24 protein-coding genes are annotated in these 26,881 nt (G+C 67.4%); 9 read left to right on the top strand and 15 right to left on the bottom strand.

The annotated features are described in order from the left end of the window. The first annotated feature begins 24 nt into the window (after positions 1-24). From BZB76_RS32330 to BZB76_RS32305, 6 genes are all read left to right on the top strand, one after another. Entirely contained in the window at positions 25-1,719 is a 1,695-nt protein-coding gene (locus BZB76_RS32330; protein ID WP_147449634.1) for a TrbL/VirB6 family protein, read from the top strand. Next, positions 1,716-2,693, top strand: a complete 978-nt coding sequence (locus BZB76_RS32325; protein ID WP_121438222.1) for a PrgI family protein — start codon at positions 1,716-1,718, stop codon at positions 2,691-2,693. Before BZB76_RS32330 ends, BZB76_RS32325 begins: the two co-directional genes overlap by 4 nt. Before the next feature lie 100 nt (positions 2,694-2,793). Further along, positions 2,794-4,620 carry a VirB4 family type IV secretion system protein gene (locus BZB76_RS32320; RefSeq protein ID WP_121438221.1) on the top strand — a complete coding sequence of 609 codons (1,827 nt, stop codon included), beginning with the start codon at positions 2,794-2,796 and terminating at the stop codon, positions 4,618-4,620. Further along, complete coding sequence (locus BZB76_RS32315) at positions 4,617-7,079, top strand: type IV secretory system conjugative DNA transfer family protein (RefSeq protein ID WP_121438220.1); 2,463 nt, start codon at positions 4,617-4,619, stop codon at positions 7,077-7,079. Before BZB76_RS32320 ends, BZB76_RS32315 begins: the two co-directional genes overlap by 4 nt. Further along, on the top strand, positions 7,076-7,996 hold the full coding sequence (locus tag BZB76_RS32310) for a replication-relaxation family protein (RefSeq protein WP_170180871.1): 921 nt from the start codon (positions 7,076-7,078) through the stop codon (positions 7,994-7,996). The genes BZB76_RS32315 and BZB76_RS32310 overlap by 4 nt, the downstream gene beginning before the upstream one ends. After that, positions 7,987-8,973, top strand: a complete 987-nt coding sequence (locus tag BZB76_RS32305) for a C40 family peptidase (protein ID WP_246007348.1) — start codon at positions 7,987-7,989, stop codon at positions 8,971-8,973. Before BZB76_RS32310 ends, BZB76_RS32305 begins: the two co-directional genes overlap by 10 nt. Before the next feature lie 342 nt (positions 8,974-9,315). Here the strand turns inward: BZB76_RS32305 and BZB76_RS32300 are convergent, their stop codons facing one another. Then, entirely contained in the window at positions 9,316-9,501 is a 186-nt protein-coding gene (locus BZB76_RS32300) for a DUF397 domain-containing protein (RefSeq protein WP_121438218.1), read from the bottom strand. Then, a complete protein-coding gene (locus BZB76_RS32295; protein ID WP_147449633.1) occupies positions 9,492-10,313 on the bottom strand; it encodes a helix-turn-helix domain-containing protein in 822 nt (273 codons plus the stop codon). Before BZB76_RS32295 ends, BZB76_RS32300 begins: the two co-directional genes overlap by 10 nt. 193 nt (positions 10,314-10,506) lie before the next feature. Between BZB76_RS32295 and BZB76_RS32290 the strand changes: the two genes are divergently transcribed. Beyond that, positions 10,507-10,905: an ATP-binding protein gene (locus BZB76_RS32290; protein ID WP_121438216.1), complete on the top strand. Its 399-nt coding sequence runs from the start codon at positions 10,507-10,509 to the stop codon at positions 10,903-10,905. Between the two features lie 59 nt (positions 10,906-10,964). Then, positions 10,965-11,285, top strand: a complete 321-nt coding sequence (locus tag BZB76_RS32285; RefSeq protein ID WP_121438215.1) for a hypothetical protein — start codon at positions 10,965-10,967, stop codon at positions 11,283-11,285. Between the two features lie 488 nt (positions 11,286-11,773). On the opposite strand, the gene BZB76_RS32280 is transcribed toward BZB76_RS32285, so the two are convergent. From BZB76_RS32280 to BZB76_RS32250, 7 genes are all read right to left on the bottom strand, one after another. Beyond that, on the bottom strand, positions 11,774-12,163 hold the full coding sequence (locus BZB76_RS32280) for a ParB N-terminal domain-containing protein (RefSeq protein ID WP_121438214.1): 390 nt from the start codon (positions 12,161-12,163) through the stop codon (positions 11,774-11,776). 106 nt (positions 12,164-12,269) lie between these two features. Beyond that, a complete protein-coding gene (locus BZB76_RS32275) occupies positions 12,270-13,223 on the bottom strand; it encodes a MarR family transcriptional regulator (RefSeq protein WP_170180870.1) in 954 nt (317 codons plus the stop codon). A gap of 684 nt (positions 13,224-13,907) precedes the next feature. Then, entirely contained in the window at positions 13,908-14,396 is a 489-nt protein-coding gene (locus tag BZB76_RS32270; protein ID WP_121438212.1) for an ATP-binding protein, read from the bottom strand. Between the two features lie 755 nt (positions 14,397-15,151). Then, positions 15,152-15,355: a hypothetical protein gene (locus BZB76_RS32265; protein WP_121438211.1), complete on the bottom strand. Its 204-nt coding sequence runs from the start codon at positions 15,353-15,355 to the stop codon at positions 15,152-15,154. After that, positions 15,355-15,849: a hypothetical protein gene (locus BZB76_RS32260; RefSeq protein WP_121438210.1), complete on the bottom strand. Its 495-nt coding sequence runs from the start codon at positions 15,847-15,849 to the stop codon at positions 15,355-15,357. The genes BZB76_RS32265 and BZB76_RS32260 overlap by 1 nt, the downstream gene beginning before the upstream one ends. A gap of 73 nt (positions 15,850-15,922) precedes the next feature. Further along, positions 15,923-17,392 (bottom strand): NucA/NucB deoxyribonuclease domain-containing protein, encoded by a 1,470-nt coding sequence (locus tag BZB76_RS32255; RefSeq protein WP_121438209.1) that lies wholly within the window; start codon positions 17,390-17,392, stop codon positions 15,923-15,925. Positions 17,393-17,407: 15 nt separating this feature from the next. Then, a complete protein-coding gene (locus BZB76_RS32250; RefSeq protein WP_121438208.1) occupies positions 17,408-17,923 on the bottom strand; it encodes a peptidase inhibitor family I36 protein in 516 nt (171 codons plus the stop codon). Positions 17,924-18,333: 410 nt separating this feature from the next. Between BZB76_RS32250 and BZB76_RS32245 the strand changes: the two genes are divergently transcribed. Beyond that, entirely contained in the window at positions 18,334-19,083 is a 750-nt protein-coding gene (locus BZB76_RS32245; protein WP_121438207.1) for an FkbM family methyltransferase, read from the top strand. Here the strand turns inward: BZB76_RS32245 and BZB76_RS32240 are convergent. From BZB76_RS32240 to BZB76_RS32215, 6 genes are all read right to left on the bottom strand, one after another. After that, complete coding sequence (locus tag BZB76_RS32240; protein WP_121438206.1) at positions 19,067-22,528, bottom strand: protein kinase family protein; 3,462 nt, start codon at positions 22,526-22,528, stop codon at positions 19,067-19,069. The two genes, BZB76_RS32245 and BZB76_RS32240, sit on opposite strands and share 17 nt — an antisense overlap. A 116-nt stretch (positions 22,529-22,644) precedes the next feature. Continuing rightward, positions 22,645-25,368, bottom strand: a complete 2,724-nt coding sequence (locus tag BZB76_RS32235) for a BTAD domain-containing putative transcriptional regulator (RefSeq protein WP_121438205.1) — start codon at positions 25,366-25,368, stop codon at positions 22,645-22,647. Further along, complete coding sequence (locus BZB76_RS32230; RefSeq protein ID WP_170180869.1) at positions 25,365-25,757, bottom strand: pilus assembly protein TadG-related protein; 393 nt, start codon at positions 25,755-25,757, stop codon at positions 25,365-25,367. Before BZB76_RS32230 ends, BZB76_RS32235 begins: the two co-directional genes overlap by 4 nt. Before the next feature lie 62 nt (positions 25,758-25,819). Then, positions 25,820-26,209, bottom strand: a complete 390-nt coding sequence (locus tag BZB76_RS32225; protein ID WP_170180868.1) for a TadE/TadG family type IV pilus assembly protein — start codon at positions 26,207-26,209, stop codon at positions 25,820-25,822. Between the two features lie 53 nt (positions 26,210-26,262). Next, complete coding sequence (locus BZB76_RS32220; RefSeq protein WP_121438202.1) at positions 26,263-26,658, bottom strand: TadE/TadG family type IV pilus assembly protein; 396 nt, start codon at positions 26,656-26,658, stop codon at positions 26,263-26,265. After that, positions 26,655-26,879, bottom strand: a complete 225-nt coding sequence (locus BZB76_RS32215; RefSeq protein WP_121438201.1) for a hypothetical protein — start codon at positions 26,877-26,879, stop codon at positions 26,655-26,657. The genes BZB76_RS32220 and BZB76_RS32215 overlap by 4 nt, the downstream gene beginning before the upstream one ends. Positions 26,880-26,881: the final 2 nt, after the last annotated feature.

Here is a 26,881-nt window from a genome sequence, read left to right as displayed (position 1 = left end):
GCCTTCCCGCCGAAGGGTTCGCGCGTGGCGGTCGCCTTCGGGGTCGTGTTGGTGGCGGGTGGCTGCGTGCTGGGCCTGGTCCGGCACGCGGACGCCGCCGCGCCACCACCGTCGCCGTCCCCAGCGCCGAGCGTGACCTCGCCTCCCACACCGCCGGTAACGCCCTCGGTTCCTGCGACCGAAGCACCGTCCACCACACCGTCCGAGGCGCCCTCCACGGCGCCGAGCGGTGGTGACACCGGTGAGGGAACCCCGGCTGGGGAAGGCGACGACGATTGCGGCTGGGCCGATTTCGGTTGCAAGGCCAAGCAGGCGATCACGGGTTGGTTCCAGACGCTGGCCAGCGCCGCTTTGGAGCCGGTGATGGGGACGCTAGCCGCGACTCAGTTCGCCACGCCGGAGATCGGCTCGGGGCCGATGCAGCGGACCGAACAGATCTGGACCACATCGCTGGCGATCGCCGACACCTGCTTCGTACTCCTGGTGACCTTCGCCGGTGTGCTGTTGATGACCGGTCAGACCTTCGCGGGCGAGACGTCACCGAGCCAGGTCGTCCCGCGTCTGGTGCTGGCGTTCATCGCGATGAACACCAGCCTCATCTGGATCGGCTACGGCATCCGGCTCGCCAACGGTCTCGCCTCAGCGATCTTGATGAACGGCACCGACAGGATCGACCCCGACCAGGCCGGAGCGGCGCTCGCCGGAGGCATCGAAGCCTCCATCAACACCGGCGGCGCGTTTTACACCATCGTTTCGCTGATCGTGGTGGTCCTCGCGGCGATTCTGCTGTTCCAGTACGTGACGCGCCTGGCGATCACCATGGTCTTGATCGCGCTGGCTCCGATCGCGCTGATGTTCCACGTCCTACCTCTCACCGATGGATTGGCTCGGCTGTGGTGGCGAGGTATCTCCGGGACGCTGGCGATCCAGGTCTGTCAATCGTTCGTGTTCATCACCGCGCTGCAACTGCTGCTATCCCAGGAAAGCGACAGCGAACAGTTCTTCGTCGGGCTTCCGACCAATCAGGCCGAGCTGGTCGACCTCCTGTTGATCATCGCGCTGCTGTTCATCTTGATTCGCATCCCGCGTTGGGTCGCGCGCACCGTGTGGCAGTCCACGCAATCGCGCACGCTCCGCCAACTCGTCAAAACGCTCGTCCTCTATAAGGCGGTCGGCGCCGTCACCCGCGCGACCCGCCGAGCCACTCACGGCGGGAAGGGGCCGCGGCCCTCGACCAGGAACGCGGGAGCCGGGCGCCCTCGCCCCGGCCCGGGGCCAGGTGGGCGAGGTCACGGGCGCGGCGGGCCGCAGGGCAGCCCGAACGGCGGACCAAACGGCGGGCCCGGTCCCCAACCCGATCGGGCCGGTGCCCAAGGTGGCCGTTCCGGTGAACGGCACAGCCCCGACCATCAGAACCGGGCACGTCACGCGGCCATTCCGCCGCCCCGCAACGGTCAGCACACGGCAGAACGCACGGGCACCGGCGCGCCCCATAGGCCCGGCCACGACGCCGCGTCACAGGCCATCCCACGGCCCCGCCCGTCCGGCCTATCCGGGCCCGGCCGCCCCACCGGCGACGGACGCCCACGGCCGCCTGTCCCACCGCACCAACCCGCCCGCCCCAACCGGCGAACCGGCAACCCGCACCGTCCGGCACCGCGCACGTTCGTGCGTCTGGATCCACCGCAACAGCGCCGTCACGCCAGGAGACACCGATGAACGACGCCCACGAGCCCTTGTCGGCGCGCATCCCCGCCGACATCGAACAACCCGACAAGATCATGTACGGGCTCACCGGCCGCCAGGTCGCCATCCTCGGCACGACCGCCGTGGTCACGGTGTCGGTCTTCATGGCGGCGGCGCCGGTCCTGCCGGTCCCGATCGTCGTCGGACTGTGCTTTCCGCTGGTGGCAGCCGGATGCTCGTTGGCGCTCGGCCGTCGCGACGGCATGAGCCTGGACAGGTTCGCGCTCGCCGCCCTGGAGCATTTGCGCCGTCGCCGGACGCTGGTCTGCGCGCCCGAAGGAGTGTTGGAACCTCCGGCGTGGTGCCAGGTACGCGGCAGACTCCCCGGACCGCTGCGGTTCCCGGTTCGCGCCATCCGACAGGACGGCGTCATGGAACTGGACGGGGGTGGAACCGCCGCGCTCGTCCGGGCGGGAACCATCTCGCTCGGGCTTCGTACCGCCGCTGAGCAGACCGCGCTCGTCGGGTTCTTCGGACGGTGGCTCAACTCCCTGGAATCTCCGGTGCAGATTGTTGTGCAGGCGCGTCCGGTGGATCTGTCCGAGCTCACCGACCGGGTCATGGAGGCCGCGTCCAGGTTGCCGCATCCCGCCTTACGGCAGGCCGCCGAGGGACACGCCGCCTACCTCGCCGAGCTGGGCACGTCCCGGAATCTGCTGGTGCGTGAGGTGCTGATCGTCCTGCGCGACCAGCCCGCAACGCCTGGCACGGGACGTCGAGGACGGGGCAAAGCACGGCAGGCCAGCGCCGTGATCGTCGCGCGCCGCGCCCTCGACACCGTCCGCGCACTGACCGGTTTCGGGGTCACCGCCCAAGCCCTGGACGCGGACGGGTGCGTTCGTGTCCTGTCCGAGGCGTTCTCGCCCAGCCAGACGCGCCCTTTCCCAGCCGCTGATCTCGACCAGCCCGTGACCGGCGACCACACGACCGAAGGATCCCAGACATGACCCGGCCCCGCCGCCAATTCCCGCAGGCCGACCTGATCAGCCTCGACCGCGGCGCCCTCCCAAAGGTCCTCATCGCGGACGACGCCCGCGGGGAGATCCGATGACCGCCGCTCATCCTTCGCTGGTCCGCACGGTGTGGTCCCGGATCACCGGCACCGCTGCGCGACCCCGCCGAGTCACCGGCGAAGAGGGTTCCACTGAATTGGGTGACCTGCTCGGGCCGTCCGCGCTGCGAATCAACGCCTCGTCGTTGGATCTGCCGGACGGGTGCTGTGCGTCGTTCGCGATCGCCGGATACCCGCGCGAGGTCGGCGCGGGCTGGCTGGAGCCGCTGCTCACCTACCCCGGCCGCCTGGACGTCTCGTTGCACGTCGAGCCGATTCCACCCATGGTCGCTGCGCAGCGGCTCCGGCGGCAGTTGGCGCGGCTGGAGTCGGGCGCCCGCGCGAATGCCGAGGCGGGACGCTTGGCCGATTTCAACGCCGAGGCCGCCGCCGATGACGCCGCCGAGTTGGCCTCCTCGCTGGCGCGCGGTCACGGTCGCCTGTTCCGTGTCGGGCTGTATCTAACCGTCCATGCGCTGGACGCCGCGGAACTGGAGGCCGAGGTCCAACAGGTGCGGGCCTTGGCCGCGTCGCTGCTGTTGGACGCCCAACCCACCACCTTCCGCACCCTCCAAGGCTGGACGACCAGTCTCCCTCTCGGCGCCGACGCGATCCGGCAACGCCGCACCTTCGACACCCAGGCGTTGGCCGCCTCGTTCCCGTTCGCCTCACCCGACCTCAACGCCCCCGCAGGACCGACCGGCGTCCTCTACGGCGTCAACGTCGCCAGCTCCGGGGTCGTGCTCTGGGACCGGTTCGCCCAGGACAACCACAACTCCGTCGTCCTGGCACGGTCCGGCGCGGGCAAGAGCTACTTCACCAAGCTCGAAGTGCTGCGGCTGCTCTACCACGGGGTCGAGATATCGGTGATCGACCCCGAAGACGAATACCGCGCCCTGGCCGAAACCACCGGCGGCGCCCACCTCGGTCTCGGCGCCCAAGGGGTCGCGTTCAACCCGTTCGACCTGCCCACCGACCAAGGTGACGACACCCTGATTCGACGGGCACTGTTCACCCAGACACTCGTCGCCGCCATGCTCGGCGAACCGCTGAAACCGTCCGCACGGGCCGTCCTCGACCGTGCCGTACTCGCCGCCTACGCCGCCCGAGGCATCAACTCCGCCCCGGCGACATGGTCACGCCCGGCGCCTCTCCTGGCCGACCTCGTGGAACACCTCTCGGCCGCTTCACACCCCGAGGGCGCGGCGATCGCCGACCGCCTCATCCCGTACGTCTCCGGCTCCTACAAGGAACTCTTCTCACAGGCCACGACGACACGGCCGGACGGGCACCTAGTGGTGTTCTCACTCCGGGACCTACCCGAGGAGATCAAGTCGGTCGGCGTCCTGTTGGCACTGGACGCGATCTGGCGCAAGGTCGCCAACCCCGCCGACCGCCGTCCCCGCCTGGTCATCGTTGACGAGGCGTGGATGCTGATGAAGGAGGCCGAAGGCGCCCGCTTCCTCTACCGGCTCGCCAAGTCCGCCCGCAAACACTGGGCCGGGCTGACCGTCGTCACCCAGGACGCCGCCGACCTGCTCGCCTCCGACCTCGGCCGTGCCGTGGTCGCCAACTCCGCGACTCAGATCCTGCTCCGCCAGGCACCCCAGGCCATCACCGCCGTAGGCGACGCGTTCGGCCTCTCCGAAGGCGAGCGGTCGTTCCTGTTGTCCGCGGAAAGGGGCGAGGGCCTCCTCTGCGGCGGAAACGCCAGTGATCGGGCCGCCTTCGCCGCCATCTCCTCACCCGCCGAACACCAGGTCATCACCACAGATCCCGCCGAGCTACTCGACCACTACGACGGAGAGGGCGACCCGCTGTGATCACGCTCAACGACGTCCCGAACTGGACGCACATCTTCGACAAGACCGAGCGCATCCCGGCACTCGTCGCGCACTACGGGCCGGCCCTCGCGTTCGGGACAGGAGTCGTCGTCCTGGCGTTCCGGGTCGCGCGTGCAATGCTGTGGCGCTGGCAAGCCCGGCGACTCGAACCCGACGCCCGCCTGATCACCGTGTCGGTGCCACCGCAGGTCGACCCGGCGAGCGCGCCCGCATGGTGGGCCCACCAGACCGGCCTACTCGTCCCGGCCTGGAAACGCTGGCTGTTCGGCCAACCGCACCTGGTCTTCGAGTACATCGCCGACGCCGCCGGGGTCCGCGTCCAGATCTGGGTTCCCGGCACGGTGCCGCCCGGGATGGTCGAGGAGACCATCCGGGCCGCCTGGCCAGGAGCCACCACCACGACCGGCCCCGCAACGTCGCCCATCCCGTTGGAGCGTCCGGCGGTCGGAGGCCGTCTCGTGCTGGCACGGGACGACTCGCACCCACTGAAGACCGATCACCACACCGACCCGATCCGCTCGCTCCTCGGCGCGGTGTCCGGGCTGGACGAAGGCCAGTACGCCGCCGTCCAGATCCTCGCCCGCCCCGTCACCGGCCGCCGCCTCGCACGGGCCCACCGCGTCGCGGCCTCTCTCAAGGGCGGAAGCCCCGCGTCCTCACGGGCCTTCTTCTTCGACCTCATCACACCCGGGGCCCGCACCAGCTCACCCGGCTACCCGGCCCACCACCTCCAGGCCAGCGCGCACCCGGAACGCGCAGAGCAGGTCCGAGCGATCCTCGCCAAGGCGGCGCAACCACGCTTCGCGGTCGACATCCGATACGCCGTCGCCGCGCCCGACACCGAACGCTCGCGCAAGTGGCTGCGCGGACGAGCCCACGCCGTCGCCGCGGTCGCCGCACTGTACGCCTCCGGCCACCAGCACCTACGCCGCCGGAGACTACGAGACCCCGCCTTCACCCTGCACGAGCGGCGGCTAGGACGCGGCTACCTGCTCGGCGCCGACGAGCTGGCGGCACTCGCTCATCTGCCCTTGGACGCGGACGCGCCCGCGATCGTCCGCGCGGGCGCTCAACCGGTCGCGCCGTCGCCGAACGTGCCCACCGGCCCGAACGCCATCACCGGGCCCGCACGACCACTCGGCGACGCCGACGCGGGCCACCCGCGCCCCGTCGCGCTACCGGTCACCGGGGCCCGGCAACACGTCCACGTCCTCGGGCAGACCGGCGTCGGCAAATCCACCCTTCTCGCCTCTCTCGTCCTAGCCGACGCACACGACGGACGAGGCGCCCTGGTCATCGATCCCAAAGGCGACCTGATCGCCGACGTCCTAGACCGGCTCCCGAACCGCATGGCAGGCCGAACGGTCGTGTTCGACCCGTCCGACCCGGCGCCGCCGCCCTCGGTCGGAATCCTGTCCGGCCCAGACCCTGCATTCGCCGTCGACTCGGTCGTGTCGATCTTCCACCGCTGTTTCCGGTCCTCCTGGGGGCCGCGGCTGGACGACCTGTTGCGCTCAGCCTGCCTGAGCCTCATGCGCGCCCACGGCTCCCGAGCCACCCTCGCCCAGATCCCGCAACTCCTCACCGACTCGGCTTTCCGTGCCCGTGTGGTCGGGCGCCTCTCCGACGATCTTCTACGCGGCTTCTGGGCTGGATACGACGAACTGTCACCGGCCGGACGAGCCGCAGCAATCGGCCCCGTGATGAACAAGCTCCGCGCCGTCCTGCTACGCCCGTTCGTCCATCAAGCCCTTTCGGCAACCGGCTCGACCGTCGACCTGGCCCGCCACATCGACAACGGCGGCCTCGTCCTGGCCCGCCTCCCCAAAGGCGTTCTCGGCGAGGACGCCGCCCGCCTCATGGGCTCGCTCCTCCTCGCGCACACCTGGCAGGGCATCACCCGCCGCGCCGCGCTGCCCGAACACCAGCGCCCGGACTCGTCCGCCTACATCGACGAATGCCACAACTTCCTCAACCTGCCCGGCTCGGTGAGCGACATCCTCGCCGAGGCCCGCGGTTACCGGCTCTCACTCGTTCTAGCCCACCAGCACCTGTCCCAACTGCCCAAGGACCTACGCGACGCCGTCTCCGCGGACGCCCGCAACAAGATCTACTTCGCGGCCTCGCCCGAGGACGCCACAGACCTTGCCCGCCACGTCGGCCCCGTCCTGTCCGCACACGACCTCGCCCACCTCGGCGCCTACCAGGCCACCGGACGCCTCGTCACCGCGGCGGGCCACCCCACCCAGGCATTCACCTTCCGAACTCGTCCACTCAGCGCCCCGATCCAGGACCGCGCCGACCAGATCCGCGCCGCCTCACGCGACCGCTTCACCCCACGCATGACGACTTCCAGGCCCACCACCGGCAAGACCAAACCACTCTCAGGCGACCCGCGCACCGAGCACCCGACCGCCACGGAGGGCCGGCCACAGTGAAGAAGACGATCCGTCACCGCCGAACACCCAGCACGCCCCTCCGGGCAACACCTGAACTCTTCCTCGAACTCCGCGCACGCCTCACCGACCGAGACCGGGCACTATTGGAACTGGTCTGGGAACACCGCGTCCTCACCACGCACCAACTCGCCGCCATCTTCTTCACCACACCCGGCAAGGCCCGCGACCGCCTCTTGAAACTCTTCCACCTCAAGGCCCTCGAACGATTCCAACCCTGGGTGCCCGTGGGAGCGGCGCCCTACCACTGGCTCATCGGCCCCCTAGGCGCCCAGCACCTGGCGGCCCATCACGACACCACCCTTGCCGGACTCGGCTACCGCCGCGCCACCGTCCTACAGATCAGCCATTCCCGGCACCTGGCCCACCAGGTCGGCGTCAACGAGTTCTTCACCCAACTCCACGCCCACGCCCGCCGAACACCTGACGCGCACCTCGACAAATGGTGGCCCGAACGCCGCTGCACCCAACTATGGGGAGACCTCGCCCGCCCAGACGCCTACGGCCGATGGACCGACACCACCCAAGACGACAAGAGCCCAACAACCATCGACTTCTTCCTCGAACACGACACCGGCAGCGTCACCCTCGCCAAAGTCGCCGCCAAACTCAACGGCTACGAGGCCCTCACCGAGGCCACCGGCATAACGACACCAGTCCTGTTCTGGCTTCCCAACGCCCGCCGCGAAGCCCATCTGCGCGTCCTACTGGGAACACCGCCGATCCCGGTCGCCACGGCCGTCCACACTTCCGCCAACACCACAACCGAGGGCCCCGCTGGACCGGTATGGCTCCCAGCGGGAAAGGACGGCCCCCGCAGCCGACTGACCGACCTCAAGCTCGCACCGCCATCACCGGAAACCCATCCCGCCCAGACGGAGGAGCCGGGTTGCCAGTAATCGCACTCATCATCGCCGTCGTGCTTCTAGCGGTCGTCTTCATCGGCGCCATCACCAGCCTCGCGCCCACATCCGACGCTTGCGCGCCGCAAGCCATGGGGCCACCAGTCGCCGGGATACCCGCCAACTACCTTGCCCTCTACCGCAAAGCCGCAGCCGACTACGGCATCCCTTGGGAGATCCTCGCCGCCATCGGGTCCGTCGAGTCCGATCACGGACGTTCGACCGCACCGGGCGTCCGTTCCGGCGCGAACCACGCAGGAGCCGGTGGCCCCATGCAGTTCCTACCCGCCACCTGGACCGCCTTCGGCGTCGACGGAAACCACGACGGCAGAAAAGACCGCTACGACCCCGCCGACGCCATCCCCGCAGCCGCCAACTACCTCCGCCACAACGGCGCACCAACCAAGATGCGCACAGCCCTCTTCGCCTACAACCACAGCAACACCTACGTCGACAACGTCCTCAGCCGCGCCCACAAGTACAAGACCACACCCACCACCAACACACCGACCGAGACCAGCCCACCCGCCGAGTGCGCCGAAGCCGCCGCCATCACCGCACCCAACGAGACCATCGCGAAAATCATCGCCTTCGCCATGGCCCAACGCGGCAAGCCCTACGTCTTCGGCGCCACCGGCCCCAACGCCTGGGACTGCTCCAGCCTCGTCCAAGCCGCCTACAAAGCCGCAGGCATCACCATCCCACGCACCACCTTCACCCAATGGCCCTTCGGCGTCCGCGTACCCAACAACCAAGCCCAACCCGGCGACCTCGTCTTCTTCAACTCCGGCCCCGGCACCTCCACCAACCGCCCCGGCCACGTCGGCCTCGTCATCGGACACGGCCGAATGATCGCCGCCCGCTGCTCCACCTGCCGCCCAGCCATCGGCGTAGAGCCCTACAACCGCCCCGACTGGACCGGCACCACCCGCCCCCTCCTACGAATCAGCCAAGGCCACAACAACCACACCTAATACTCATGGATGTAGCTCGAGGCGCTCGGCACCGTGGGCGCCGCCAAGATCAAGAGAGGGTCGGCGGACTAGTGGACGGCTTAGCGGGGTCGGCGAGCACGGGTACGACGTGGCGGATTCTAAGTACAGGATGCCCTCCGAAGCCTGTCCCACGGTGGTGTTACGGGTTTCGGGACATGAACCCAGTGGACTTCATGATCCGGCTTGCTACCAACCACCGCAAGTCGAACAGCCCGTGCCGTTCAAAAATTTCGACCGGCCGGGCATCTGATCTTCTTAGCCGGGTCGGGCCCGAACACGTGACCATGAGGCTCCCGGCGTCGCTTCGGGCCTCCATACAAACTAGATATTCTTGAGGGCCTCAGCAAAACGCCGAAAGTTCTCACGGCTTACAAGAATCTTGGGGCCATGAGGGTCCTTGCTGTCGCGAATTGCCACTGCATTCGCACCACTCGCAACCTCGACACAGTGGCCACCGTTGTCAGCGCTACGAGAAGCCTTGCGCCAGTTGGCGTCGATTAGGTCCATTTCGCTTTCGCCACTTTCTCAATCAGAGCCGCGGATTGACTTAGGGGGTACGCATGTGCCTGGATGAGAGCAAAGGTCTCCGTGAGGCTTGTGATGTCTCCGCGGTCGGTGGTCGTTTCGCCCCGAAGGATACCCTCTCGATATGCTATCTCGCTACCATTGGCCAGCGTACCGATAACAAAGCCACCCGCGAGACCGCCGTGCTGAATGCTGGGGACGACCTGGATTCTCACCTTGGATGATGACACCTCGATGAGGTGCATGAGCTGCTCGTGCATGGTCTCTGATCCACCGACATCGCGGTACAGGACGGATGCGTCGATCACACACAGCAGGGTAGGAGCGTTGTCTCGCGCCAGGATCTCCTGCCGCGACATGCGGGTTTCCACAGCCGCCTCGTTTCCGTCGAGCAACGCACGGGCGTAGGCGGGGGTCTGAAGTAGACCGTCCACGACGAGCGGCTGGTAGCTGCGGATGTGTGTCGAATCAGGCTCGTGCTTATACCAGTCTGAGAACCAGATGGGCACTGCTCCAGATCCTTTGAAGAGTCCGTCCCAGAGACGGGTGAGGGCGTTCCCTGTGTCGAGAACCGGATCGGCCGCGACCGCGAGGCTGCGGTCGCACCGGAGTTCGGCCCGCTCTACCGCGCTTATCGTGCTCTTCGAGAACGGGATCTTGTTGGCGAGTTGTGCGCAGGACATCTTCGCCGCCTCCCGGTAGTACCGCAGTTCACTTCCGAACAGGGCTTCCGGCGACTCCCACGGGTGGAGATCTCTCGGTCGCTGCGGCATCTTTCCACGCTCGCTTTCCACGCGTCTCGGCTTCTGATGGCCAGTGATGGCTAGCGATGACCAGTGACGGCTAGCCCATTCTGGAGAACGGCCCGCGTTTGGCTGGTCATCGTGAACACTTCACCACTCAGCGTGCCACAGCGGCAATGATTCGACTAGCCGTTACGGCGCAATCCAACCAAGCGCGCGCAATCGAGCCCGGAGGCGACTGGCCATGATCGATGCAGGGAGGAGGGTCGTGGTAAACGAGCTAGTCGTAGATTCCAACTTCCACGCACCACGGCACTCCAGAGACTTCCTCGCGAAGTGCTTCAGCGACCGCGGAATCGAGGACGACTACGTGGGGCGGACAGTCGTCAACGAATTGGTAACTAACGCCTACGAACACACCAGAACCGGACAAATTGTAGTCTGGATCTTCGAGGAAGAGTATGACGGCTCAGTGGTCGTGGCCGTCTGGGATCAGGGGCCCAATATGCCGGTCATTCAGGAGGCTGAGGAAACCGCGGAGTCGGGACGCGGCCTTCTCATGATGGCACTTCTAGTCCGTGAGTGGGGCGTGCAACCGATTAGCAAAGGGGGAAAGATCGTATGGGCCAAACTCGACCGCTGAGCGTCCGAGTTGAGCGGCGCGTGCTACGGCTGCGCACGCACCTCGGACGATCGACGGCCGTGCAGTACCTGGACTTGCTCAGCACGGCACTCAAACCCTTGGGTTACCGCGCTATCCGGCTCTACCGTCCTGAAGAGTTCCCGGTCCCGGTCGCCCTGCCCGCACTCTGGGAGCCGTTCCTCTGGGTGTACGTCCCTGGCCAGCACAAGCACGTGGGAACCATCGTGAGCGCCCGAGCCGTTTCGGGCGGAATGTGGGCCTACCACGAGGCCCAGCGCGGAAGGTTCGGCTACCTCTCACCGTGCGGAGACGTGAAGGCGGCGGCCGACCAGACCGACAAGCTGCTCAAACACAGGATGTTTCCAGGCAACGCCTGGTGAGACCAAACGAGGGACGGCGCCTGTCGGGGTGACAGGCCCTCCCTCTCCCGAGTTGAGGCAGTCGACCCATGGAGGGGAGTCATGGGTCCTGCTTCAACTCAGCCCCGTCCCTCCTCCCCCACTCGAGCGAGGGACGGGGCCACATTCGAACCCCCTGATCTTCGCTAGAAGGCGCGCGGCGAAGATCAGGGGGTTCTCTGATGCGTGCGGGGCCGCGCCCACGGCGGCGCGTGCGGGGCCGCGCCCACGGCGGCGCGTGCGGGGCCGCGCCCACGGCGGCGCGTGCGGGGCCGCGCCCACGGCGGCGCGTGCGGGGCCGCGCCCACGGCGGCGCGTGCGGGGCCGCGCCCACGGCGGCGCGTGCGGGGCCGCGCCCACGGCGGCGCGTGCGGGGCCGCGCCCACGGCGGCGCGTGCGGGGCCCGGGTGGCGTTCCGCCTACCCGGGCCCCTTGTCGCGCGTGGCGCGGTGTGTGCCGTCCCTGCCGGTCTACCAGCGGCGCCTGACACTGCCGCCCATGAGACGGCATGCGCGTTCGTCGTCGGCGTTCAGGAGGATGACCGGCAGTTCGGTGACGCCGGTTCGCTGCGCCTTGTGTATGCGGTGCCATCCGTCGATCACTAGGGGCGTTCCCGATCCGGGAAGCGGTACGGCCAACAGCGGTCGGGACAGGTCCACCGTTGCCGCGTAATCGGCGTCGATGCGTATAAGTGCGCCGAGCGCGCCGATTGTTGACACGGGCGCGTGCGTGACCGTGTAGCGGGTGGACGCCCGCGCGGCGGTTGCGACGTCCCACGCCCAACCGAGCAGGACGAACACCTGGTCGTAAGCGTCGTGTTCCGTGTCGTGCGAGGTCGTGCCGGTCCCGTCACCGGACATGTAGCGTCTCCTTCGTCATGACAGCCTCTTTCGCATTGGGGTGGGGTCGTGAGACCCGGGTCATGACGGGGCGGACGGGCCGCTACCCGTCCGCCCCGCCTACGGTTCACGGGGTGTTCGCGCTGTCCGCGTCGGCGCTAGCAGCGGCACGGAAGCGGCGCGGACTTTCACAGGTCAGGACCGCCTCGCCACGCGAGACGAGGGTGTCGAGAGCATTGGCGACCGCACCGGATGACCGGTCCAGGACCTTGGCGATCTCACCGGGCGTGAATTCCTTGTCCGGGTAGGCGATCAGGTGCTCGGCGACGAGGGGGCGCAACGGTGACGGCGCGCTACGGTCGCCGGTCGCGCGTGGCGTCCGCGTCCCGGTGGTGGCGCGATTGGTGCGGCGGACGCTACCGGCGTAGCGCGCTATGTCTTCCATGCCGCGCGTGATGCGCTCCTCGTCGTCGGCCGCTATCGCGGCGAGGGTGGTGGTGACCGTGCTCAGAAGGTCGGTCAGGATGACCCGGGCGGTTTCGCGCTGTTCGGCCTTACGAAGTTCGGCGTCGACCCGCGCGCGCCGTTCGGCCTCCTCTTTCTGCGCCTTGCGCAGTGACTCAGCCGCCGCCGCGCGCCGGTCGGCCTCATCTGACAGCACCTGCATGGCGTTCGCGAGGGTGTCCGGTGAGATGACGCCCGTCCCGGTGGCGTCCGGCGTGGTAGGGGCGTCGGTGCCTGCCGTGTCGTTCGTCGGGACGGCCGTGGCGGGGTCAGCGGCCCTGGTGGCGGCCGTGGTGGGGACCGGGGCCCACACGTCCGGGGTGCGGCCCCGTCCGGTGCCCTGACCAGGCGTCCGGGTGGCGAGTCCGGCGTCCGCGAACGCCGTCAGTGCCTTGGTTACGGTTGCGCGGCTGGTTCCGGACGCGACGGCCAACGCCGCCACGGTCGCACCGTCCGGCGCGGCGTTCAGCGCGTCCCAGACGGCCCCGGACGCGCCGCCCGGCCGTCCGTCCGCCGTGCCGTTCGCCGGGGCGGTGGTGGCCGTGTCCGGGGTCGCGGTGGTGTTGATGTTCGCCATTGTTTTGCCTCCTGAAATGACGGCCGATTCGGCGGGACTTTCCCGCCCGGCGTCGTCCGCCATGACGACCATTTCTCGATGACGCGGCGAATGCAACACGGAGCGCCGACGAATTTGGTAGCCGGAACGGCTGGAGAGGCTTACCTAAGTAAACAATGTTTTAATGGTTCGGGCCGCCCCGGCGTGCGCACCCAACCCCGGCACCTATCACGGAATTTGGCGACGCCGGGCTCGCGCGTTTCGGCCTCGGCCTTTTGGGATGTCACCTCGACCCGGTGCGGGGCCGCCTTGTCGCCGCGCCTTGATGCGACGCGGGGACGGCCTGTGTGCGGTGTGGTTTGGTGGTTGGCTTGGGAGCGGAAAGGGAATTGCTTTTTGGGGGATCGACGAAGTCTCAGCCCGGCGAGCGACCACACCTATCCATGCCCCCTTTGGGGGATATCCGGGCGCACCGTCGCCCCACCCGATCAGCGCCATGACCTGCGTAGATACCGGTGTGAGACAGGGGCGTCCATAGACAACCCCCCGGTCCCTCCCCCGATCACACCCCCGGTCGCCTCGTCCGTCCACGGAACCGTGAGTGAGCAAGACCCCGCCCGCGTTTGACTCGGTGTGCGGGCGGGGTCTGGGCTTGGCCCTTAAGCTGAGTGTGGGACCAGCCTGGTAAGGACAGGCTGGTCCCGCCTACGCAGCCGGGGTCTTCGGCGTGACCAGCGCCGGTTCCTCCGGCCGGTTGTCGGTACAGATCAGGTCCGCCCAGACGATGTGCCCTGTGCTCGGGCTTCCGTGGACACCCATCGTTGCGGCCACCTGCGAGACCGCCCGTAGGCCCCGACCGCCCTCATTGTCGAGGGGGCCGTCGATCGGGTCGTACCGCACCGTGGGGTATCCGCCGCCGCCGAGGTCGCTGACACCGACATAGGCCAGGCCGCCGACCACCAGCTCGACCGTGAACCAGCCCCCGCGCTCGCCCGACCGGGTGTGGCGGACGGCGTTCGAAGACAGCTCGGTCACCACGAAGCCCACGTCCGAGACGATCGAGGTCTCAGCGAACAGGAACATCGCGAACTGTCGCGCCATCGGAATCTGGTCCACCCGCCCCGGAAATGCGCGCCGCCAGGACATCGACGCGCAACGCAGCGGGCCCGCGGATTTGAGATCGAGTGTCGCCATTCCTTGGATCCTCCTGACCGGCCGCCCCGCCGCCGCGTTTCCATTAGCGGCGAATTAGCGCGGCGGACCGACCGCCATTAAGGAACACCTCGCATAAGTTCGTCAAGCCCGCTAACACTCGGACGCCGAATCAGTTCGTTCGATGAGTCCGCCGCCTGAACCGAGAAGTACATATGCATGTTTGCGGCGAGCGCGATCACGAAAGCAGCTACGGCAGATCTCCGATGGATGATTTACCGACGAAGGTTGACCCACAACCGGAGACCCGGTGGCTAACAACCTGACCGACGGGCAATGGGCGTTTCTATGGCCACTTTTACCTGTTTCCGGCGCCTGAGCCGACTTGTCAGAGCGGACCCATACGGCAACCCACCTACTACAGCCACTGGCGGGCTGTGGTGGACGCGACCGAGTGTTACGGTTCCTGGCGTGCGTCTATGGACTGGCGCGCAGCTGGCAGCGCACGGCGCCTGAGCATAGAACCTGCCTGCCCTACACGCCCGCGCCGGGTTGATCGCCTGGGATGCGGAGGTCGACTCCACGATCAGGTGGGCCCGCCAACACGCCGTCGAATCGGGACGATGCGGCGACCTGCACCGCGAGCCCCGGCGGAACGGTCGCCGAACCGGCCGATCACGCATTCGCCCGTCGTGCTCCTCGATGGGCTCCTAGCGCAAGTCCTGGAAGCCATGGAGTCCATCTGTATGGCCCGCCCCAACGGTCCGAGTACAGGCACTAAGGTACCTGGTGCTACTTCATCCCCTTGGTGCGCGTTCTCCCTCCGATGAGTCAGACTTGCGCTTGAACCACAGATAAGGCGCTCCAGACACGACAGCCAAGGCGAAGACGAAGAAGAACCAGCCGGGGTAGCTGGTCAGGAGCCCCAACAAGAAGATCGCGAGCGCCAGGCCGACCAGCGCGATGAGGAGCTTACGGACGATGGCAGCGGCCCGCGGCATCAGGTCTCCGGCCAGAACTGGATCAGATACCTCTCCTTGCCGGTGAGTCGCTGGTAAGCGGCAACGAAGTCGGGATCGGTGCGGTCGAAGTCGCTACGCTCACCGGCCTGCCGGTACTCGTCAGCGGTGGCTTGACGATCCCATGCCGATACGCGCACCAAGTAGCGGCCTTGGGGGATTTGAAAGATGTCGTGCTCGATCCCGCCGGCAAGCATGGAGTGGCTGATCGAACCGGTTGGTAGAGCCACCGTGGAAGTTTCGGTCACCTCATGGCCATCCGGGTTGGGAGGTGGCCCATCCCAGTATTCGAGGCGAACCTCTTTCTCTGGCAATTCGGTGATGACCGAGATCATCAAGCCATGGTCTCCCCAGCCGATCCATGAGCCCTCATCGGGCAGCAGCTCCGACGAGCCGATGGTTTGCTCGTCCTCGAACCCGAACATGTAGTGGTCGGCGCCGGTGAGCAAACTGGCGATCTTTAATAGCTGGTTCATTTCTTCCCTTTGTTAATTGGAAACGCCCAGGGCGAGCCCTGGAAGGGCTCACCCTGGGGGCTTGCTTGACGGGCTAGTCGACTGACCCAATCCGTACCCAGAAGCCGTCCCGCATCAGGCCGCTGGCGCTGGTGGAACTTGACCCACCGGTCGCCCAGTCGAGAATGCGGTCATTGCTGTACCAGGTCGATAGGTCACTTCCTCCCCAGTTGTTCTGCTGAGCGTTGATCTTACGGACGGAGAACTGGTTACCGATTCCCGTACCCTTCAGCCCTGCGAACTCGCTGGTGGGGAACTCCGAACGCGCTGCACCCTCATAGGTGGATGCGAACGGGAATTCGTCGCACTGCTTGGCTCCAGGTGTAGAGGTTTGCGGGGTGCTTGCGTTGCAGGCGCGGTCCTTGGCGTTACTGTTGGCTCTGTACCGCTCTTTGTGTCGGCTATTTGCGCCCGGCTGCGGCTTAGGCCAACCCACCTTCGACTGGGCGACCCGGTGAATGAGATGATCGATGTCACATCCGGGGATGTCTTTTGCTTGCGTCGTCGGCGGATAGGTGTTCTTGTTTCCATCTTTGTCGCAGGCGTCGCGGATATGCTCAGCGAGTTCCTTCCAGCGGGGCTTGCTGGGATCGTAACTGATGTGCGGCACGACGCCACGGAAGATGGCGCCTTGTCTGGTGGACAGGTACTTCGCCGAGTCGAAGCGGGCGTAGCCATTTACCGACACCGTATTAATGATGTCCGGTGGGGGGTCGACTTTTGCTTGCGGACCCGGTTTGAGGGAGGGAACGATACTGGTGACCTTCGGCTGGAATGCCGCCATCATCACCTTTTCCTCTCCGACCTGCGGCTCCCACTTCGGGTCGGCCAGCTCCTTTTCGTCCGACCAAAGTTTGGTATTCGCGTAGGGGTTGGACTGCCACTCCGAAAGCGTGCGGGTGGCGAACCAGGTGCCCTGGCATGCCTTGTTGGGGTCGATGCCCTTGGGAACCTGCACGTCGCAGCCGATCGATGCAGTGATCACCTTGTGCCTCGGCCACGGGAAGTCCGGGTCGGAGCGCATGTTCATCAGCTCTTGGTGGAGGGCGATGATGCGCTGACTTCCGCCGCCGACACTGCCTTCGCCGTAGACCAGCCAGTCGAACCAGACCACGCCGGGCTTGCCGTCGGGAGTGTCCAGCGTGGACAGGAAGTAGCGGCCGTGGTTGCAATAGTGCGAACGGTCTTTGACCTCCCCCACCTTGGTATCTTCGATCTTGGTTTTAAGGCACTCGTCGCGCCAGCTCTGCGCGCGCGGCAGCCGAGGGTCGCGCTGGGCCACGGTGGACATGTCCACCCCATAGGTATGGGTGCGTTCCCGTGCGAGCATCTCAGCGATCGACGGAGTCGGAGCTTCGCCACCTTGCACGTTCGCGAGCTTCGCGAAGTGCGTTCGGTAAGCAGCGTAGTCGCCATCGGAGGCCGAGGCGGAGGCGGGCGCGGCGAAGGCGGCAACCGCCGTGACACAGGCGACTGCTGTCGCCAACGACATGGTGAACTTCATTCCAGGGACCCCCGCTCAGCAGGTGGTGTTGAAGAAGTCCGCCTTGTTGTCAGCGGCGCTGCCCACGTTTACCGACGCCGCACCCGCATACTGGGTCCACAACAACTTCCACGGCTGCACGTTTTGGTCGTAGACCTCGATGGTGTGCTTGGTGGCGTTCGTCCAGGAGGAGGTCTTGTCCCCGAACCCGTAGTCGGTTAAGAACTGAGTGCTGTCGCAGTCGCGGAACGTGAGCTTGCGGCCGGTGAAGTTGGCGCCGTCGTAGAAGCAGTACGCACCCTTGGCACATGGGTTGGCAGATGTGTGACCGGGCTGGGGAAAGGTGAGCGTGACTTTCCCACCCTGATAGCTAATTTCGTTCGGTGCGGTCTGCACCCCACCCGGATGCGCCGTGAGCTGGGCGTCGATCTGATTCTGGAGAGAACTAGGGGCGGCGCTGACTGTTGACACCGTGCTGCCGACCACCGCCGTGGCGGCTGCCGCGACGAACACGACGGATGTGGCAGCGAGAGGGAACTTTCGGTCTGACATGTGTTTCCTCCTGGAGCGGCCGACCGGAGCACTACCGGACGGCAAAAGTCGCTCCTGAACAGAGCGGCGAAGCGAATCTCCGCGCCACCGACGCTAGGAAACATTCGAAAGTTGATCAACACCTCAGTCGATTGAAGAATTTTTACTAAACTTGTCACCCAAGACGACATGGGAAGTCATGGTCTGGCCGGATCAGGCCATGAGTAGACGTAAACCCGGGCAATCGACTTAACGTCCGAACTTCTGCTCGAATCGTTGACCAGCACTGACGCTACGAATCCGATTGAGTCCGAGCCAGAGTTATCTGATCCCCCGCCGATGGCCCTTGACTAGGCGCCGGGAGTGTTGACCTCGTCGTTGCCCTTTGGGCTTCTTCGTGGGTGGGGCGAGGTGGCCCGTAGATTGGCGGGGTGAGTGGGTATGACTTGATCGCGTACGCGGGGAATGCGGAGGATGTTGTGCTGATGCGCGCCTTCGCTGGCCAGCGGGGCGGGTTCTTTGTGGATGTTGGGGCCGGCGAGCCGGTCAGGGGGTCGCTGACCAAGAACCTGGTGGACGGTCTTGGGTGGCGGGGTGTCAACATCGATCCGTTGCCCGAGCGCCACGCACGTCTTGAGCGGGCTCGGCCGGGTGATGTGAACCTGCGTGTGGCTGTGGGAGACGAGCCGGGTTACGCGTCGTTCTTCCGCGTCGTTCCGGGTGCGGGGATGGCTGGTGGTGGTGGGCTTAGCACGTTGCGCAGGGATGTTCTGGAGGGGCATCTGGCGGACGGTTGGCGGTATGAGGAGTTGCGCGTCGAGGTCGTCACCTTGGAGGCGGTTCTGAACGCGTATGCCGAACCGGGGTTCGACCTGTTGAAGGTTGACGTGGAGGGGGCGGAGGCCGCCGTGTTGCGGTCGGCCGATCTGAGGGTTTGGCGGCCGCGGGTGATCGTGGTTGAGGCGACCGTTCCATTGACCACGCAGCCGAGTCACCAGGAGTGGGAGCCGCTCGTTCTGGCGGCCGGATACAAGGTGGCGCTGTTTGACGGCCTCAACCGCTTCTACGCCCGCGACGACGAGGACGAGCTTCGCGGGCGGCTTTCTGTGCCCGCGAATGTGCTGGACAACTACATTCCGTACGCGTGTGCCCGTCGGGCCGGGCTTATTGGGCCAGGGTGAGCAGGTCGGGATGGTGGTCGCGGAGCCATCGTGTGAGCCATGCGCCGTCGGTGTCGGCGAGGCCCAGGGACGGGGCGTCGATGAGGCGTCGCAGCATCATCAGTGGCAGCAGCGCGGCCAGGGCGTCGTGGTCGACGGCGTCGCTGCCGTAGCCGTCGATCAGCGGGCCGGGCTGGGCGCCACGTGGCATGTCGACGGCCAGGGCCCAGGCGAGGTCGAGCATCGGCGGCCCGGCCTCGGTTGCGCCCGGGTCGAGTAGTCCGGTGAGGGTCTCGCCGTCGAACAGGGTGTTGTGGCAGACCGCGACGTCGCCGTGGATCGCGGTCATGGGGAGTCCTCGGCAGGCCGCGGCGATGTGCTCGGCGAGGGCGGGGTAGGTGTCTGGGGTGGTCGATCGGGCCCAGCCCAGAAGGACGCCCAAGGCACCGGGGTCGTCCAGGCGCAGACCGTCGCCGGGAGGTTGCGAGTGCCATTGGCGCAGTTGGCGGCCGAGCTGGCGTTGGCGCGCGGGGGTGGGGTGATCTGCGGGCGTGCCGGGGAGGCGTTCCAGGACCGCCCACCACGCTTCTCCCGCGGCTCCCGCGTCCAGAAGTCGTGGGGCCTTAATGCCTGTCGTGGCGCGCAGCTTGTCGAAGTTGCGGACGGTCTCCAGCCGTTCGTGCATCCGTCGACGCACCTTCACCACCGTCCGCTCGCCCGACACGACACCGTCGGTGCCGAGCGTCCCCACCGCGTCGACCGGCTCGCGTGGGCCGTCGAATGCGGGGCTTCGCAGGGCATCGCGGATCGCCGTCTCGACGAGCGCGTCGGGCACCCGGCCGGTTGGGATCAAGGCGCGGTGGTCGCCGACGTCCAGCGGCCCGCAGCTCCGTTTCCGTAGCCGTGTCAGGGCCTGTGACCAGCGGCGCCGGGCCGCGTCCGGGTCGTCCAGCCAGGCGATGGCGGTGAAGTCGGCGTCCAGCCCGGCCCACGCGCGGGTCACCGGTGCCCACACGGGGAGGCAGTCGTCGGTCAGGCTTCGTGCCGTGCGGGTGGCTTCCGCCATTCGGCCGCCGGAGGCGTCCAGGAGGACTTGAAGCGCCTCGACGGGCAGTAGCTCACGGGAGGCGCCGAGTTCGCCGAACCGGCGTGCCGCTGCTTCTAGGAGGGCGGCGGCCGCGCGGTGCTCGCCGCGAAGGGCGCTGGCCATCGCCTCGGCCATGTCGCACTGGGCGAGGCCGATCGGTTCCCCGGCCGAACCGTTCAGCTCCCGGGCCCGGCCGAGCAGTGACATGGTGCGGTCCGGGTCGTACCACATCAGCGCCAGTAGGAGGTGTCGTAGTGCGCGCGCTTCCCATAGTGGGGCGTTGGCTTCGCGGGCCGCGTCCAGGGTCGTCTCGAAGAATTGGGCCGCTTCGGCGAAACGGGCGTTGTGCAGGTGGGTGTGGCCGAGCAGGTCAGCGGCGCGTACCTGATCGAGGCCCGCTTGTGAGGCGCCGTCCATCAGCCGCGCGACTGAGCGGTAGTCGCTGCGGCGTAGCGCGTTGTCGGCCAGCCCGAAGCGGCCGCTTGCACCGATCAGGGACGCGGGCTCGATTCCGGACAGGTGGGCGGCTGCCTCCTCGACCTTGCCGATGATGTGCGCGCGGCTGGCCAGCTCGTGCCGGTAGTAGTCGGCGTACGGGCCTTCCGGTTCACCGATCAGCTCGCGTAGCGCCTGGTAGCGGTCCTCGGCGTTGACGTCCGCGCGTGCCGTGAGTCGCGCGACCGCGGTCAGCCGATTCAGTTCCGGGGAGTCTGGTAGTTCAGGCAGGGACACCAGCACCTGCCAATGGCCGAGCACGGTGAGGCTGTAGGCGAGATCGCCCAACGTTCGCGGTGTCAGCCGGTGCTCGTGGGCGGCGTGCAGGACGAGTAGGAACGCCGCCACGCATCGCCTGCTCCGCACCCCCAACGGAACCGGATGGTCGGCGTCGTCGTCCCAGACCGTCAACGCGGCGCGTGCCAGGTGCTCGATGGCTCGTTCGGCGTTGTGCGCGCGTTCGGCCGGTGTCCAGCCGTCGTCGGTGTCGGCGTCGCATTCGGCCACGCTGCGGCGCAGGTTCTCGTGCAGCCGGTACGGCGGCCACACCGTCTCGTCTTGGCGGACGAACGGACGCTGTACGAATCGTTCGATCTGCCGGAGCCGCATCTGGGGTAGTACCGCGTGCAGGACGTCTTCGTCGAACGCCTCCAGCAGCGCCGCCGCCCGCAGCAGGTCACGGTCGGGGGCCGAGAGGTCCCGCATTGTTCGCAACACCAGCTCGGGGAACCCGAGCCCGAACGCCTCGGCGGGCGGTGCTTCCCCGCGTGCGAGGTACTGCCCGAACAGCCCGGCCGACAGATCGAGGTAGAGCGGAGATCCACCGGATCCCGCGACGATGCGTTCTCGGATGCCGGGCCCGATCGCGGGAGTCCCGTCCACGGTTAGTCGCGCGGTCAGGTACGCCTCGGCCGATGCGCGGTCGAAACCGTCCAGGCCGAGCTGGTCGTGTCCAGCCAGGCCCGGCCAGCGGCGTTCGCCGCCATAGGTGAGCGCGACGGCCTTGGCCTCTTCGTGCCAGCGCACCGCCAACCGTCCGGCCGCTACGAAGACGACGTTCGGCATCAGGTACACCAGCCGCGACACCAGGTCCTCCAGACCGCCGCGTTCGGCGGGAAGGCGCTGAACGTTCTCGAAGGTGTCCAGCACGCACAACGCCAGCGCTGGACGCTTACGACGCGCCCGCTCCAGGTCGGCGGCCAGGAGGACCGGCATGTAGCCGAGCATCCGATCGGGGTCCTGTTCGGACAAGATCGGATCGAGTGCGGGCAGGTCGGCCCGCAGACGTTTCAACCGTGCCTTCTGCGTGGCTGTCCGGCCCAGGAGGTTCAGCGCCCGATACGCCACCGACAGCGCGCCGAACCCGCCAAGGAGTTGATCCACGGCGGTGCCGACCTGGTCGGCGACCCCGAGGGAATCCGCCGTGTTGTCCTTGCGCAGGAAGGCTGTTAGCGACTCGCCGGGGTGCTTGCGCTGCCAGTACACCGCCAACGCGACATCGAACGCGGGCCATGACCTGGCCAGCGGCGCCAATGCCGCGCGAAGCCGCAGCAAGACAGCCTCGAAGCTCGAACTGGCAGGGTCGGCGAAGTCCAGTACCGCGTGCGCGCCATGGCGCGGCAGGCCCTCCAACTCGCCGCCTACTGCCAGGCCCGCGACGTGCCTGGCCAGCGTGGACTTACCGATCCCGCCCTCACCGCACAAGGTGATGATGTTGGACGCCGGACGTTGGAAGTCGAGCAGCTCATCGACAGTCCACGACCGTTCGGTCAGGCGGGCGAACCGGTCACGAAAGTCCCTGATCTGGGCTTCCCGGTCAGTGAAGACATTCCGTACTTCGAATGGAGCGCGCGGCCCGTAGCTGAAGAACTGGTCGACGTCCACGCCGATACCCGATCACATCCCTTCTGTCGTGACAACGCGCCTTCGTGGTCCGAGAGTCGGCCGGGTGATGGCGCGGAGCCGCCGTTCACGCGTTCGATGTGCGCCGGCCCTTGTCGTCAGTTTCGTTTGGACGTGGGTGTTGGGAGATTCACGAGCTTACGAGTTTCGTCATCGGGTTCGGCGTCGATGTCGTCCAGGCGTGCCGCGAGGAGTTGGTAAGTACGGCGGACGGCTTCAGGACGGTCGAGGCGGGCTTGTATCCGCATGAGGGACTGGTAGAGGGGCTCGGAGTAGGGGTCGTAGATGATGGCCTGTTCGAGCACCGTGAGCGCTTGCTCCGGGTGGTCCTCCTGGATGTGGCGTGCGAGGTCACTGGCGGCGGCGCTGGCCGTATGGCGGAGGTATTCGCGATGGGCTTCGGCCCACTGTTGGGTGAGGCCGCTGGCGAACTCGTCGGTGTAGCGGTCGGTGACGAGCGTGAGCGCTTTGATTCGAGCGGTGTCGTCCGCGGCATGCCGGACCTCGGTGAGGGCGGCGGTCAGTTGCCAGAGGTCGATGTCAATGAGATCTGGATCGAGGTGGTAGCGGCCTGCGTTGTGGATGACGTACATGGGCTCAGTCAGGCCGGTAGCGGCGCGGAGGACGCTGCGGATGTTCCCGACGGCGGTGTTGAACTTCGCGACGACGGTCTCAGGGCTGTCATCCGGCCACAGATCGGCGCTCGCCCGGTCGCGGGTCACGCCGTCCGGGTGCAAGGCAAGGTAAGTGAGCAGCTCGCGGGCGCGCTGGCGTAGCCCGGTGCTGATCGGACCGTCCTTGGTGTGCAGGCCGACGTGTCCGAGCACGTTGAGGCGGACCGGTGGACGCACGGACTCGTCCGAGGGGCGTGGGGGCGGGACGATGGGTGAGGTGGCGCGCATTTCCGGTTCGGGGGCGGCGTCCGTTGTTGATGGCGAGGGAACGACGTCCGGTTCGCTGCCGGTGGCGGTTCGGATGGTTCGCAACATTCCTGCGGCGTCGGCCGTGGTCAGTTCGAAGAGCTGGGTTCCGGTGAAACGCTCGGCGTCGGGGCCGTGAGCGTCCGTAACGGTCGCGTCGGCGGAGAGTTCCACGCTCGTGCCGGACGGCCAGAAACCGAGGGAGAGGACGCCGATGCAGTGTCGGCGGCCGAGTCCCGCGAGGGCCTGCACGGTGGGTTTGTTCGGGGGGACTGACGCAACCAGCAGCATGGTCGGCAGGGGTTCGGCTGGATCGTTGGTGCGCAACGTGGGCACGTCGGGCTGGTCGGTCATCTCCAGCACCCGGCCGCGGCGCAGTAGCTCCGTCTCCAGATGGCCGATGGCCTCGTCCAAGGTTGGTGTGATGATCAAGCCCTCGAGTGCCGTGGACAGGTGAGTGATGTCGTCGCCCGGGAAGAGGGCCTGTGCATCGGCCTGCGGGATGAGGACCGCCGCCCGGTCGCGGTGAGCCTTGGCCAGGAGTTCGACGGTGATGGCGCGGGCGGCGGCGTGCGCGCCGTCTCCGGACAGGCCCAGGCTGAGGCCCGGCAGGGTGACGGAGATGGCCTGGCCATCGCCGGTGCCGACGACGAGGTCGTCCGGTTGTGTGGCCACCAAATCCTTGCGGACGAGTTCCTCGTCGGACGGGATGGGCGCCTCGCGGGCGTCCGTGTCGTCCAGGTGCGCCTTCCGGGCTTTGAGTACCGGGACCGCGATTGGGGATTCGGGGGTGCGCTGGGAGGGGTCTGGATCGGTGTCGGGTAGGCGTCGGCGGCGCCGGTGCAGGCGGGTGGCTGCCACGGCCACGCTGAGCGCAGCGGCGAGCCCGAGACCGATACGGGAGCCCGGCGAAAGGGGAATCGCCAATGGCGAGTCTGGTTCGCCTTGGCTGCCTGGTGTCGGGTCGACGGGCGGTGCCACGATCGGGCTCGGCACCTCCGATGCCGTGGCCCTCTTGGACGTCGATCCGGGCGTGGTTGGTGCTCGGGTATCGCTCGCCTCGTCCCGCCCGGTCGAGTCTTCGGCATCTCCCGGACGGGACGAGGCCGTTCGCGACGGTGTGCGCCCGTCGGCGGGTGAGTTTGTTCGCGGAAGCCGTATGCGCTGGCCGGGGTAGAGAACGTCGGGATCGGTGAGGGCGGGCACTCCGGCGGGTTGATCGATGCCCCGACTGCTCTTGAAGATCTTGAGGTAGAGGGCGCCCGAACCGTAGGTACGACGGGCAAGACTCCAGAGGGTTTCGCCACGTTTGACGATGTGGTCTCGCCTATGGCGCGGGTCATGCTTCGGGGTGGGCGGGGGCTCGTCGGCCAACAGCGGAGTCCAATTGGGTGCGGCCGGTCCCTGCGAAGGCGTGCCTTCACCCGGCACCGGACGTTGCCGAGCACCCGGTTCCGGTTCTGCGACATGGACGCCGGTGGCGGCCTGCGCGTGCGGCACCGCGGAGGCAGAGGTGGCGAGGGACGCGGCGGCGGTGAAGGTGAGCGCTGCCGTGGCGATCAGGTCTCGGACCAGTTGCTGCACCGGCCGGACCGGTCGCGGCATTGGGGACCTGGATCGTCCGGCCAGATAGTTCATCACCTCGGCGCAGACGGTGACGATGAACAGGCACCACGCTCCCCAGCCGACGTACATGATCGTGGTGAGGAAGACGCTCTGGTCGGTGTCCTGCCGCATTAGAGTCGCGCTGATCTCCTCCCATGACGGAACACGGTCTGGGATGGGGGAACCACCCATGGCGTACATGGCGACCGGGAACCCGATCAGGAGGAACACGAAGGCCACGAGTGCGCTGAGTCCGCGCAGGAAGTCGATGAAGCAACGGCGCCCGGTGTCGGTCACGGCGGGGGTCCTTCAATTCCGGTGGTCAGGATCGCGGTCGCGGTGCCCTCGGCGTGAAGGGTGGATATCCCGATCACCGGCAAGAACCGCGCAGGTCGAGTAATGGAGACGTGGACGCGAATAGTGCGTCGTCCAACCGTGGTCACGGTGCCGCTGTGGCCACTGGCCCGCAGATAGGACCGCGCCGCTCGAACCGCAGACTCCTGGTCCACGACGAATTGCCCGCGGCTGTAGGCACGGTCCCGGTCGACGTGTCCGGCACCGGCACGGGCGGCTTCCTGGGCAATGGTGTTGGCGTCCTGCCGGGCTTCAAGAGCCTGCTCGAAGTCGACGACGGCACCAAAGAACACCACGACGACCAACGTGATGATGACGGCGAAGACGCTCACACTTCCGCACTCGGACGGCCGCCGGAGTACGCGCAGGCGTCGCCGTATCGACGTACCGACGCTCATCGAGCCGCCCGGTAAGGATCAATCGGCGACCGATGAATCTTGGTGACCGTCCGAGTACCGGGCATCCCAGGCAACCCGACGTCGCTGAGCTGGATAACGCAGGTCACCTGCGCGGACACCGTGGCCGGTTGCCCGACCGGACGATTGAAGCCGGACAGATCGAGATGGACGGACGGCATACAGCGCAGACCCCGGTCACGCAAGGTGTACATGGCGCTCGCGTGCGCCTCGGCCCGCGCCTGACGTGCGGTGCGGGCGATGGACGCTTGCCGGGCCGCGTCAGCGGCGGCCTGGGCGACCACGGCACTGCCATGCGTCACCCGCATCACCACGAGCAACCCCGCCAGGAACGTGAGGAACACCGGCGCGAGGATCGCGGTCTCCACCACCGCGTTACCCGCGTCCCGGCCCTCGCCGTCGGGCGTTCTCCTTCGCACGGTCACGCCGACCCTGGGGTGGTGAACCGTTCACGCGCACCGCGAACGGTCCTGGACACGGTGATGTTGACGCCAGGCAACAACGTCGGCGCGCGGCCGGTGACCCGCACAACGACGGTGTTGGCGCCGGACACCGTGACAGTGGGCCCTTGCAGGACGGGCTCGTCGCGGGCAAAGGACGCCGCGGCGGCCCGTCCATCGGCGAACGTGCCTTGGCGGGCGCGGGCAACGCGCAGCCCTTCCTCGGCGGCCGACTGCGCGACGTCCCGGGCCACTGACACCATCACCGCCTGCACGAGCGCCAGGAAAAGCAGCCCCACGACGGGAAAGGTGATGGCCGTGGCGACGGTCGCCGACCCCTTGTCGCTTCGCCTTCGACCTCGTTCGGGCGCCGTCATGGCCCGCTGGCACCAGGAATCTTGTTGATCCAGGCGTGCACCTTGCTCGACACCGCCAGGTACACGACGAACGCCAGCCCGGCGAAGCCAGCGACGATGATGATTGTCTCGACGACCCCGGAGCCCCGGTCGCCCCGGCCCCGCAAACGGGCGGCGAGCCGTCGGCCTCGGTCGTGGACGGCAAACGCGACGCGAAGCGCCGCAGTATCGAGCGTGTTCATGG

This window comes from Actinomadura pelletieri DSM 43383, assembly GCF_003634705.1.
GTDB classification, from domain to species: domain Bacteria; phylum Actinomycetota; class Actinomycetes; order Streptosporangiales; family Streptosporangiaceae; genus Spirillospora; species Spirillospora pelletieri.
The sequence above is the reverse complement of the archived record's forward strand: the minus strand, read 5'-3'. Positions and strand labels throughout refer to the sequence as shown.